General features: G+C 67.3%; 10 protein-coding genes. 5 read left to right on the top strand and 5 right to left on the bottom strand.

Annotated elements, in window-relative coordinates:
• Positions 1–19: 19 nt before the first annotated feature.
• Together M8I34_RS34755 and M8I34_RS34750 are read right to left on the bottom strand one after the other, a co-directional pair.
• Positions 20–1,090, bottom strand: coding sequence for a SagB/ThcOx family dehydrogenase (locus tag M8I34_RS34755; RefSeq protein WP_250056586.1), 1,071 nt, complete (start codon positions 1,088–1,090; stop codon positions 20–22).
• A gap of 149 nt (positions 1,091–1,239) precedes the next feature.
• The gene (locus tag M8I34_RS34750) at positions 1,240–1,488 is read right to left on the bottom strand and encodes a hypothetical protein (protein ID WP_250056584.1); all 249 of its coding nucleotides are present in this window, start codon (positions 1,486–1,488) and stop codon (positions 1,240–1,242) included.
• Positions 1,489–1,775: 287 nt separating this feature from the next.
• On the opposite strand from M8I34_RS34750, the gene M8I34_RS34745 reads away from it, so the two are divergent.
• The 4 genes from M8I34_RS34745 (at position 1,776) to M8I34_RS34730 (ending at position 6,677) form a co-directional block, all read left to right on the top strand.
• Positions 1,776–1,949, top strand: a complete 174-nt coding sequence (locus M8I34_RS34745; protein ID WP_078889519.1) for a CsbD family protein — start codon at positions 1,776–1,778, stop codon at positions 1,947–1,949.
• 719 nt (positions 1,950–2,668) lie between these two features.
• Positions 2,669–4,303, top strand: a complete 1,635-nt coding sequence (locus tag M8I34_RS34740) for an MFS transporter (protein WP_250056582.1) — start codon at positions 2,669–2,671, stop codon at positions 4,301–4,303.
• Between the two features lie 4 nt (positions 4,304–4,307).
• A complete protein-coding gene (locus M8I34_RS34735; RefSeq protein WP_250056581.1) occupies positions 4,308–6,107 on the top strand; it encodes a DEAD/DEAH box helicase in 1,800 nt (599 codons plus the stop codon).
• Between the two features lie 3 nt (positions 6,108–6,110).
• The gene (locus tag M8I34_RS34730; protein WP_250056579.1) at positions 6,111–6,677 is read left to right on the top strand and encodes an SWIM zinc finger family protein; all 567 of its coding nucleotides are present in this window, start codon (positions 6,111–6,113) and stop codon (positions 6,675–6,677) included.
• 19 nt (positions 6,678–6,696) lie between these two features.
• Here M8I34_RS34730 and M8I34_RS34725 read toward each other — a convergent pair whose 3' ends face one another.
• Positions 6,697–7,164, bottom strand: a complete 468-nt coding sequence (locus tag M8I34_RS34725; protein ID WP_250056576.1) for an ATP-binding protein — start codon at positions 7,162–7,164, stop codon at positions 6,697–6,699.
• A gap of 398 nt (positions 7,165–7,562) precedes the next feature.
• Between M8I34_RS34725 and M8I34_RS34720 the strand changes: the two genes are divergently transcribed.
• Entirely contained in the window at positions 7,563–8,192 is a 630-nt protein-coding gene (locus M8I34_RS34720) for a hypothetical protein (RefSeq protein WP_250056575.1), read from the top strand.
• 24 nt (positions 8,193–8,216) lie between these two features.
• Here the strand turns inward: M8I34_RS34720 and M8I34_RS34715 are convergent, their stop codons facing one another.
• Both M8I34_RS34715 and M8I34_RS34710 read right to left on the bottom strand, forming a co-directional pair.
• The gene (locus tag M8I34_RS34715) at positions 8,217–9,464 is read right to left on the bottom strand and encodes an acyl-CoA dehydrogenase family protein (protein ID WP_250056573.1); all 1,248 of its coding nucleotides are present in this window, start codon (positions 9,462–9,464) and stop codon (positions 8,217–8,219) included.
• A gap of 75 nt (positions 9,465–9,539) precedes the next feature.
• A complete protein-coding gene (locus tag M8I34_RS34710; protein ID WP_250056571.1) occupies positions 9,540–10,739 on the bottom strand; it encodes a CaiB/BaiF CoA-transferase family protein in 1,200 nt (399 codons plus the stop codon).
• Between the last annotated feature and the right edge of the window lie 379 nt (positions 10,740–11,118).

Below are 11,118 nucleotides of genomic sequence, written 5' to 3'. Positions count from 1 at the left end.
CTAGGGCCTGTCCGATGGGTCAGTCGTCAGGCCGTCCCGGTTGTCCGTGGCGCAGGGTCGTGTGCCGGAAGGCGTTCAGGTCGGCGGTGTCGGTCGGAGTGTCGGGGGCGGGGTGTCCGGCAGCGAGGACGTAGAGGGTGCTGTGGGTGGCACTGTCGAGCCCGAGGCGGCTCTCGACGGCGCTGTCGTCGAAGGCGGCGGTCTGGAAGGGGCCCAGGCCCAGCGTGGTGGCTGCCAGGGCGAAGGTCTGCCCGAGGTGTCCGGCGTTGAGGTGGCTGACCCGGTAGGCGCGGGGGTGTCGGTACTTCGCGCGCATGCGTTCCCAGGCGGCGGTCACGAAGATGATGAAGGCCGCTTGGTCGGTGCCCTCCTGGTGCGCGCACAGCGCTCCGGCTTCGGTGTGGGTGAAGCCTTCGCGCAGGAGCTCCAGGCTGTGTTCGCGGGCGTTGTAGTGGAACAGACCGGCGGGGATGCCGGTGACGTTGGGGGTGGCGAGGTAGGCGTCGAGTTCTTGCCGGGCTCCGCCGGAGGGACTGGTGCGCCGGATGAGGGCGCCGTACTCGAAGCCGTCGATGAACTCGGCAGGGCCGAAGACGGTACCGAGCAGGACCGCGAGATCGTGCAGGCTCACCGGCTGGGCGCTGAAGGAGCGGTGCGTGCGCCTGCGGTAGAGGCTCTGCTCCAGCGGGGCGGACAGGCGAGGGTCCGGTGTACGGGGCAGCAGGATGCGGTCGGCCTCGGGGTACTCGGTGAACAGTGCCGGACGCCCGTCGCGGGTGAGGTGCTGACGCAGCTCGGGGGTGGCTGTCTCGAAGGGGACATCGCGGGTGGCGTAGTGGAAGAAGGATGCTTCCGGTGACCAGGGTCCCCAGGTGTCCGCCAGGCGCTCGTCCTCTTCGGCCTCGGGGCTGCCTTCCTCGGCCAGCAGGCCGCATTCGAGCAGTGTTCGGGCTGCCTTCACCACCGTCTCGGGATGCAGGTGGTCCAGAGCTTCGGCTGCTTGGGCGGGGGTGGTCCAGGTGTCGAAGGCGCTGAGGATCTCAGCGGTCGAGGGGGGGCAGGGCGACCGGCGCGTGACCCCGGTAGGCATGGGCGACGAAGTCCCCCCGGTGCCAGTAGCACGTCAAGCCTCTCAGCCGCCGCAGCCGCACATCTGCTCCTCTCACTCACAGTACGCACCCCATCAGCACAGGGGCGGGGTCGGCACCGGCAGACGCCGCGCCGGCCCCGCCCCTCGGGTCACTTCTTGTTGAAGGCGCTGGTGCGGCGCTCTTCCCGCTTGACGGGCACAGGCTTGATCTCGATCTCGCGAATGATGGACGCCTCCCTCGGCTTCCTGTTCGTACGCAGCCCAAACGCACCCATCACTTCCCAGGAAACGAGGGGATAGCCCAACAGCCCGTCGGCGGACCGCAATTGCCCGAAACCCGCCGCCCGCAGGACAATCCAGCGATCTTGACTGAGAGGCACTGGGGGAGACACGCTCACGTCGCCATGTCACCTCCGTGCCCGTCAGGCCGCCCCGCCCGCCGGACGGAACGTTGAGCCGCCGGGGCTTTCACATGACCCATCGGACAGGCCCTAGCCGAGCCCACTGACAGGATTCATCTGCCGCGCAACGGATACAAGCACGGGTACGACGGTCCGGGGGACCTGGTCAGCAGAGAAAGCCTCCCGCCTGCTGCGCCCCGGACCGCCCCCCTGAACATCCTGTCGTTTCCCAGGGTTTCACCGGGGCACGAGAGCGGTCAGACCACCTACGAAAGGACCTCATGATGAGTGCCGACGAAAAGGCCAAGGCCAAGACCGAGCAGGTTGCCGGAAAGGCAGAGAAGGCTGCGGGCCGCGCCGTGGGAAATGAGCGCATGGAAGCCGAAGGCTCGGCCAAGGAGTCCAAGGGCGATCTGCGGGGCGCCAAGGAGAAGGCCAAGGACGCCTTCAAGGACTGACATCTGGGACTTACCTCTGTGGCTGATATCTGTGACTGATATCTGTCACTCGTGATGTGCGCGGATCCGCTATCCCCCGGTTGCGGTTCCGCGCACGTCACGTCTGACAGGAATCACCAGGAATGCCCAGCGCTTCTCTTGCCTCTCTTGCCTCGCTGGCTCCCTGGCTCCCTGACGCAGGGGCCCTGCATTCAGCACATTCGCCGACTCCGCTTCGCCCGCGACACCACCTTCGCCGAGGCCCCCCAACGCCCGCACCGGTCACGGCCCGGACGACATGGCCACACTCCCCAGCATCGCGATCAACCTGTTGCGACCGGCGGGGGCCATACGAACCTTGCGGCCGCCCTCCGCGAGATGCCCTACGAGCCCTCCAGCCGGCCGCTGGACCTCCCCGACCTCGCCTGACCCGGCCAGGCCTGCACCAGCCAATGGATCAAATGAATTCGCAACAGCCCGCCCCCCCCCAAGGTCGGATGACGTGCGAGGTTAATCAACGAGCTCAGCAATTGACAGGGGCGTGACGATATGCCCCTGGAGACCGCCATAGCCAGCAGTCAGTTCACGGGAGCTCAGAATTGACAGGGGTGTGAGGATATGCCCTCGGCGACGCATCAAAAGCACCAGTCAGTTCACGCGTAATCGGAATTGACAGAGGCGTGACGATTGCCTACGGTCCCATCGCATCAGGTTTTCACCGATCGCACCCAAGGGTATTCATGACCACGTCCCCGACGTTGCCGAAGTCCAGGCAGCAGTTAATCCTTGCCGTTCTCATGTTGTGCTCGCTGCTGATCTGGCTGGACAACACCGTCCTGAGCACCACTTTGGAGACCCTCGCAGACCCGGTCCGTGGACTGCATGCCGGCCCGGCCGAGCTTCAATGGGCCACAGGCTCGTACACCCTGGCCTTCGCCACCTTGATGTTCACCGCAGGCGCACTGGGTGATCGCTTCGGTCACCGGACTGTGCTCGCCACTGGATTGGTGGTCTTCGCCGGGTCCTCGGTGTGGGCGGCGTACGCAAGCGACGCAGGCCAACTGATTGCCGCTCGAGCCGCGATGGGAGTGGGCAGCGCGCTGATCATGCCCGCCAACTTGGCCATCCTGATGTGGACCTTCACCGGCCCCGCGCGGGCAACCGCGATCGCCGTTTCCTCGACATCCGCGGGTGCCGGAATGGCTGTAGGCCCGGTGTTGGCAGGGTTGCTTCTCGACCATTTCTGGTGGGGCTCGGTCTTTCTGGTCAATGTCCCGGTCGTGGCGCTGGCGTTGGTCGGGATCGCCCTGCTGGTCCCGAATTTCCGCAGCCCCATCCCGCGGCCGCTGGACCCGGCTGGGATGTTGCTGTCGATCAGCGGGCTCGCGGCGTTGGCCTACGGACTGATCCGTGCGGGGCAGGTGGCCGCCTGGAGTCGTACCGATGTCTGGGCGCCGATCGCGGTCGGACTGGTCCTCCTGGCCGCTTTCGTACTCGTCGAGCTGCGCATCAAGGTGCCCAGCTTTGATCCCCGTCTACTTGTGCAACGTACATTCGGTGGCGGCAACGCGGCGCTCGGATTGCTCCTCTTCGCGATAGCCGCCGTCACCTTCTATAACGCGTTCTACATGCAGGGAGCACGCGGCTTTTCGCCGATCGAGGCGGGCCTGGCCGGTCTCCCGACCGCGCTCGGTGCGATCCTGGGGGCGCCCCTCGGCGCGCGTCTGGTTCGCCGCTGGTCGCTACGCCCCATCGCCGCACCAGCGCTCACCGTGGCGGCGCTGACCATGGGCGCGTACGGGTTCCTCGGACTGCACACCCCACTCCTCTGGATCGAAATCCTGTTGTTGGTCCAGGGCCTCTCCATCGGCATGGTGTTGGGCCCGGTGACGGCAGCGTTGATCAACTCCCTGCCGTTGGAGCGGGCCGGCGCCGGGGCGGCCGTCACCAACACCGTGCGACAGACCGGCAGCGTGATCGGGATCGCAGTTGGCGGCACGATCATGTCGATCGTTTATCGGGGCACGATCGAATCCTCGCTGAGCGATATACCCGGGCCTGCGCAGGACCGGGCGCGGGTTTCCGCCGAACAGGCCCGGCATGTCGCCACCGCGCTCCACCGGCCCGCTCTTGCGCACGCTGCCGATGATGCATTCATTCACGCTCTGCACGTCGGCGCCGCCTTGATCATGCTCATCGCACTCTTCGGAGCAGCTGTGCTGGTGATTGCCTTGCGTCCTGCCGGAAAGCCTACGGGGCTGGTCCGGGGGTCGGACAACATTCGAGGAGGCGGCCGCTCCGTGACTGGGGCGACCCCCCATTCTGGGGCCGACAGTCAACCCGCTTATGAGGGCGATGACGTGGGCGGCCACTGACACCATGGAAATCGGGCAAAAAATTCCTGGCACCCTGCTTGATAGCCAAGCCACGTACCTACCCGACCGTCATATGTTTGCCTTGCGGACCTGCTCCGGCCGCACCGTGGGGGCTGCCCCGCCGATCGGTGATGTCGAGACCATTCCCTTGGTTGTCCCGACGTCAGACCTTGGCGGTTTTGAGGTATCTGACGTCGACTGCGCGCTGATCGAGCCGGACAGGCTCGCCGACGCGCCCCTCGACTCGCCGGGCCGGTCGGTGGATGTCTGGCGGGCGTGGATTGCGGGCGGCGATTCGGTCCTGCCGATCGCAGCACATGCCGTTCCCGATGCCACCGGTGTCGCCGTGACGTCGGCGCAGCACGCCGGGGCTGTCTTCCGTCACACCAATGCTGTGGCGACCGAACTCCGCACAGCGCTGACCGCCAAGCTGCGGCCCTATCAGGTTCGCGGTGTGAGCTGGCTGCGCGAGACCGTCGACGCACATGGCGGCGCGGTGCTGGCCGACGAAATGGGGCTCGGGAAGACGCTGCAAGCCATCGGTTATATCGCCGGGCGCGCCGAGGAGGGGCCACAGCTGGTGGTGTGCCCCACGTCGCTGGTCGGGAACTGGGCACACGAAATCGCGCGGTTCGCACCTGACCTGCGGACGATGATCTGGCACGGCGGGCCGCTGAAAGCGGTGGACAGCGGGACGGTGGTGCTCACCGGCTACCCGACGCTACGCCTGCACAGCCCGCTCATGATGGAGCAACATTGGGTGACTGCGGTTTTCGATGAGGCGCAGGTGCTGAAGAATCCCCGCACGCAGGTATCGAAGGCCGCGCGAACCATTGCGGCCGACGCGCGCATCGCCTTGACCGGAACTCCCATCGAGAATCATCTTGAGGAACTTTGGGCGCTGCTCAATCTGGTCGCACCGCAACTGTTCGGGCACAAGACGCAGTTCCGTCGTCGCTTTGTCCGGCCGATCGCGGAAGGCTCCCTCGCCGCCGCTGCCCGGCTGCGCGGGGCAATCGAGCCGATCGTGTTGATGCGGAAGAAGTCCCAGGTCGCAGGCTCGCTCCCACCCAAGATCCACGCCGACCTGGTCTGCGACCTCACCGAGGAACAGCAGCAGTTGTACGACCAGCTGCTGGAGCAGGTGATCGACGACGGCTTCGGCAGCGGCGCACAGCGCCAGACCAAGGTGTTGGCAGCCCTCACCGCGCTCAAACAGGTCTGCAACCACCCGGGCCTGATCACCGGTGACCTCGATGAGCTGTCAGGAAGGTCCGGAAAACTCGATCTCTGCACCGACATTGTGGCCAACAACCTCGAAATCGGCTCCCCAACCCTCATTTTCACCCAGTACCGGCAGACGGGTGAGCTGCTGGTGCGACACTGCGGCGAACAGTTCGGTGAGTATGTGCCGTTCTTCCATGGTGGCTTGAATCAGGAACAACGGGCCGACATCGTCCGCCGCTTCCAGGGCAGCAACGGCCCGAAAGTGCTGGTGCTCAGCCTCAAAGCTGGGGGTACCGGGCTCACTCTCACCCGGGCGGCCGACGTCATTCACTTCGACCGATGGTGGAATCCGGCCGTGGAGGCGCAGGCCTCCGATCGAGTCCATCGGATCGGTCAGACCCGCACCGTCACCGTCACCACTCTGACCACGGGGACCACCGTCGAGGAGCACATCGCGGCCATGCACTCGCGCAAATCCGCGCTCTCCGATATCGCTGACCTGTCCGGTGTCGCCGAATTGGCCCGCTTGGATGATGACCGCCTCATTGCGATCCTGCGCCGGAAACGAGACAGCTGACAAATGCCCGACAATGATTTCGGCTACACCATGTGGGGGAAGGACTGGGTTCGGCTCGCCGAGCCGTTGCGTCAGACCCGCCCCGATCCGCAGCTGCCGCGCGCCCGCAGAATCGCACGCGACGGGAGAGTGCAGATCACGATCGACGGCCGGATCGTGCGCGCCGTCGTACACCGCGGTCGCAACACTTCAGTGGCCAACATCGAGGTTGCGCCTATGTCGCGGGAGGCGATAGTCGGGATCTCCCGCCAGTTGTGCGGTGTTCGGCCCGTCCTCACCGACGAGCTGTATCGCGCGCTCACCGAAGCGGGCCACCGGCCCGCACCAACACTCGTCGGCGTCGACTGCTCCTGCTCCTGCTCAGCTGACACTCCACGATGTATCCACGTGCTGGCCGCCTACTACGAAGTGGCACGACTCGTCGATGACGATCCTCGAATTGCTCTCGATATCCAGGACTTCTTCCGCGCCTCATCGGACAGTACTGAAGTACCCACCGCAGTAACACCACAGCGGTGGATCGCACTCAATGCCCTTAATCCGGCCGACTACTTCATGGCGCCCAAGTAGTCGTGCTTTGCGGCGTATATCAACGACTCACGACTGTTGCGCGGGCAACCATCCGCATGTCGCTGCGGTGCCGGGGGATCAGAGCGCTGACCGTCTTGCCGCCGGCCTCGTCGGTGACGGCCACTGCATCGGCCATCTGGCAGACCATCGACCATCCGAAGCCGCCTCCCTCACCGAGGACATCGGGAGTACGCGGCTGGGGCAGCAGGTGGCTGGCGTCGCTCACGGCGACGGCGATCGCCTCGGGGCAGGCCGACAGATGCAGGGAGCAGGACGGTCCGCCCGCGTGACGCACCGCATTGGTGACGAGTTCCGAGACGACCAGGAGCACGGCATCGATGGCCTCTTGCTGTACGACCGGCTCCAGGCCCCGCAGAAACTCGTCGGCAAGATGCCGCGCGCGCCCGGCCGTCTCGGGGCAGCTCCCCAGGTCGACATGGAGGGCCGGTGGCACGGTGAGTGTCCGCGCGGCCTCGATGGTGGTCATGAAGCTCACCTCGTCATGCCTCGTCGGTTGTGTACGTGGCTCAAGAGCGTGCCCCAAGAACCAGCCGCGAATCCCACAGCCTTCGCCCCGTCGGCCCCGCTCCCCCTTCGGGTCAGGAAGCCGGCAGGTCACCGTGGGGGGACTGCGTGGATGGTCTTCCGCCACCGGGGCCCGCCATCGACCTCCTGGAGTCGCATCACGGCTGATTCCACTGATGGACCGGTGGGGCGACGGCCCCGGCATCGGTGCGTGACTCCCGGCATCCGACGCACCGTACGCCGGGCGAGGCATGGTCGGCGGTAGCCGGGACAGACGCAGGGCAACGGCACCAGAGACTGCGGTGCGCGCCCGGAGCACCCGTCCGGCGTCCACCGCTCCGCAGGAGGGAGCCCCCCCCCATGAAGGACAGCGCATCCCGCCAGGCCGACGATGGCGAGACCGGCCCTACGCCCTTCGTCGTCGACCCCGTGGACGAGAAGCTGGACGAAGGCGAGAGGGAGGGCATGGGGCTGCCTCACCCCGGTTACACCTCCCCGGACTTCAGCTCGCCCGGTTCCCTTCCCTCTTCCTCGTCCGCCGAGCAGGGAGGCGGACACGACGCGGCCGACTCGGCAGACACGGCCGACACCGCGGGCGGTGCGGGCGATACGGTTGGTGCCGCCGGTACGGGCAGCGCGAGCGGAACAGCCGGTTCGGGCGATACGGCTGGTGCGGCCGGTACGGGCGGCGCGAGCGGAACAGCCGGTGCGGCCGATACGGGCGATACGCGCGGGGAATCATCGTCCGCCGCCCCGGACCAGCAGGTACCCGCCAGTGACACTGCGGACGAGGACGCCGTCCCGGGCTTCTCCGCACCGGAGTTCACCAGCCCGAGCTTCGACAGCCCGGACATCCCCACGGGTCCGCAGCTCGGGGAGACGGAGACCGGTCGGAGGATGCGGGCGGAGCAGCAGGGCGAGGACGCCGTCACGCCCGTGCCGCTTCCGGAGGCGCACCGTCCGCCGCAGCCGCCCCCGCACCAGAGCTGAGGAGCGGGACGCAGGCGCCGCCGGTCAGGCGTCGAGGCCTCCGCGCTTGACGAGCTGGCTCGCGATGATGTTGCGCTGGATTTCGTTGGTACCTTCGCCGACGATCATCAGGGGAGCGTCGCGGAAGTAGCGCTCGACGTCGAATTCGGTGGAGTAGCCGTAACCACCGTGGATGCGGACGGCGTTGAGGGCAATGTTCATGGCGGTCTCGGAGGCGAAGAGCTTGGCCATACCGGCCTCCATGTCCACACGACGCCCGGCTTCGGCCTCCCGGGCCGCGTAGAGGGTGAGCTGACGGGCGGCCGTCAGCGACGTGGCCATGTCGGCGAGGTAGTTGCCGATCGACTGGTGCTTCCAGATCGGCTCGCCGAAGGACTCGCGTTCCTGGGCGTAGGCGAGGGCGTCCTCGAACGCGGCCCGGCCGACGCCCAGTGCGCGGGCGGCAACTTGGAGCCGTCCGGTCTCCAGGCCCTTCATCATTTGTGCGAAGCCCTTGCCCTCGACCCCACCGAGTACGGCGTCGGCCGGCGCCCGGTAGCCGTCGAACGACAACTCGCAGCTCTCCACGCCCTTGTAGCCGAGCTTGGGCAGGTCGCGGGAGACCGTCAAACCGGGTCCGTGCTCAACGAGCAGGATCGAGATGCCCTTGTGGGCGGGCTCGGCCTCCGGGTCGGTCTTGCACAGCAGGGCGATCAGCCCGGACCGCCGGGAGTTGGTGATCCAGGTCTTCGACCCGTTGACCACATATCCCCCGCCACGCTCGGCTTCGCTCGCGCCGGAAGTACCCCGGATGCCCTGAATATCCCGGATGCCCCCGGTATCCCCGACGCCTCCACCGTCCTTACGGGCAACGGTGCGGATGGCCTGTAGGTCCGAGCCGCCGCCCGGTTCGGTCAGGGCCATGGTCGCCCGGGTCTCGCCAGTGGCCATCCGGGGCAGGTAGCGCCGTTTCTGCTGCTCGGTGCCGAAGTGCAGCAGCAGCTTGGCGACCACGGTATGGCCGCCCATCGCGCCGGCCAGGCTCATCCAGCCGCGGGCGAGTTCCTCGGTGATCAGGACATAACAGGGGACGGAGACCGGAGTGCCGCCGTACTCCTCGGGGATGGCGAGGCCGAAGATGCCGAGCTGTTTCATCTGCTCGATCAGGGCCTCGGGGTAGGTGTTGGCGTGCTCCAGCTCCCGGACGACGGGCTTCACCTCCTGGTTGACGAAGTCGTGCACCGTCCTGACGACGAGCTGCTCGTCCTCGGACAGGATGTCGAGGGTGCTCATGTGGTGACGCTCCTAGAGGAAGGGGCGGGAAGTCTGGTGGGTGTGGCTGCTGCCGCTCTGGCGCGGGACGGCAGGTCAGATGACGTGGTCGGCCCTCATGCGGTCGATGTCGGCCGTGCTGTAGCCGAGCTCGGCCAGGATGTCCCCGGTGTGCTCCCCCGCTGCGGGGACGGCGTCCATGCGCGGGGCGGTGCCGGCCAGGTCGGCCGGCGGCAGCAGGGCGGACACGACCGCTCCCCCGGGAATCCGTACGTCGCGCCAGCGGTCCCGGGCGCTGAGCACGGGGTGGGCCAGGAACTCATCGATGTCATTGACCCCGGCATTGGCGATGCCTGCATCGTCCAGCAGCTTCATTGCTTCGCCGCTGTCGCACTCGCCGAACCGCCCGGCCACGATCGCGTTGAGTTCCTCGCGGTGGGCGACACGGGCGGAGCCGGTGGCGAAGCGCGGGTCCTCGACGAGCCCGGGCAGGCCCAGGAACTGCTCGCACAGGGCCACCCACTCGCGCTCGTTCTGGATGGAGAACAGCACCTCCTTGCCGTCGGCCGCGGTGTAGGCGCCGTACGGCGCGATGGTCGCGTGCTGAGTGCCGATGCGCGGGGGCTGGGTGCCGCCGTAACGGGTGTAGTAGGCGGGCTGATTCATCCACTCGGCCAGCGCCTCGAACAACGAGACCTCCACAGCACGGGCCACGCCGGTGGTCGCCCGCGTGAACAGCGCGGTGAGGATGCCCGAGTAGGCGTACATGCCGGCCGCGATGTCGGCGACCGACACACCCGCGCGGGCCGAGCCGTGTTCGTTCCCCGTCAGCGAGACCAGTCCGGTCTGGCACTGCACCAGCAGGTCGTACGCCTTGCGGCCGGCCCACGGCCCGCTGGACCCATAACCCGAGATGGAGCACGGGATCAGCGACGGGAAGCGTTCGGCGAGCGCCTCGGCGTCCAGGCCCATCCTGGCGGCCGCGCCCGGGGCCAGGTTCTGTACGAATACATCGGCCCCGCTCAGAAGTTGCTCCAGGACCTTCCGTCCGCGGTCCGACTTCAGGTCGAGCGTCACGGACTCCTTCGACCGGTTGAGCCACACGAAGTAGCTGGACTCGCCGTGCACCGTGGTGTCGTAGCAGCGGGCGAAGTCGCCCCCGCCCGGACGTTCCACCTTGATGACACGCGCGCCGAGATCGGCCAGCTGGCGGGTGGCGAAGGGGGCCGCCACCGCCTGCTCGACGCTGACGACGGTGATGCCGGAGAGCGGCAGTTCTTCGGGGAGCTCGGTCATGGGGTGACCTCCAGGAGCGTGCGGGTCCCACAGCGGGACTGCCATCATGAATGCTCATGACAGCGGTGACGACATAGCACTGTGCAATGTGCCCCTGCGCGCGTCGGAGGGCAGGGGAAGGAAGGCCCTGGGACGTCACACAGGTCAGGGCAATCGTCACCGGGGCCGAGGTGGGCGGTGCCACGCGTGCCGGGGGCTGTTCCTCTCCATGGCGCGGATCGGCCGGGTCACCGCGGACTGCGCGCATGCCCTCCGCGCCGAACAGCTCAACGCTCCGAGCACCCCACGGCACGCCAGGACCATACGTACCCGTACCGCGCACGAAGCCTCTCCCTGATTCAGCTGCCGGGTCGCTGCTCCCCCCTCCCCCCCGGAAGGG

Source organism: Streptomyces sp. MCA2 (assembly GCF_023544705.1).
Lineage (GTDB): Bacteria > Actinomycetota > Actinomycetes > Streptomycetales > Streptomycetaceae > Streptomyces > Streptomyces decoyicus.
Note: the sequence above shows the minus strand (reverse complement) of the source record. Positions and strands in the feature narration are given on the sequence as shown.

Bases quoted from the DNA above. Each gene is read 5' to 3' on its own strand.
- M8I34_RS34755 (WP_250056586.1), bottom strand. From the start codon at position 1,090: ATGCCTACCGGGGTCACGCGCCGGTCGCCCTGCCCCCCCTCGACCGCT.
- M8I34_RS34745 (WP_078889519.1), top strand. From the start codon at position 1,776: ATGAGTGCCGACGAAAAGGCCAAGGCCAAGACCGAGCAGGTTGCCGGA.
- M8I34_RS34740 (WP_250056582.1), top strand. From the start codon at position 2,669: ATGACCACGTCCCCGACGTTGCCGAAGTCCAGGCAGCAGTTAATCCTT.
- M8I34_RS34735 (WP_250056581.1), top strand. From the start codon at position 4,308: ATGGAAATCGGGCAAAAAATTCCTGGCACCCTGCTTGATAGCCAAGCC.
- M8I34_RS34730 (WP_250056579.1), top strand. From the start codon at position 6,111: ATGCCCGACAATGATTTCGGCTACACCATGTGGGGGAAGGACTGGGTT.
- M8I34_RS34725 (WP_250056576.1), bottom strand. From the start codon at position 7,164: ATGACCACCATCGAGGCCGCGCGGACACTCACCGTGCCACCGGCCCTC.
- M8I34_RS34720 (WP_250056575.1), top strand. From the start codon at position 7,563: ATGAAGGACAGCGCATCCCGCCAGGCCGACGATGGCGAGACCGGCCCT.
- M8I34_RS34715 (WP_250056573.1), bottom strand. From the start codon at position 9,464: ATGAGCACCCTCGACATCCTGTCCGAGGACGAGCAGCTCGTCGTCAGG.
- M8I34_RS34710 (WP_250056571.1), bottom strand. From the start codon at position 10,739: ATGACCGAGCTCCCCGAAGAACTGCCGCTCTCCGGCATCACCGTCGTC.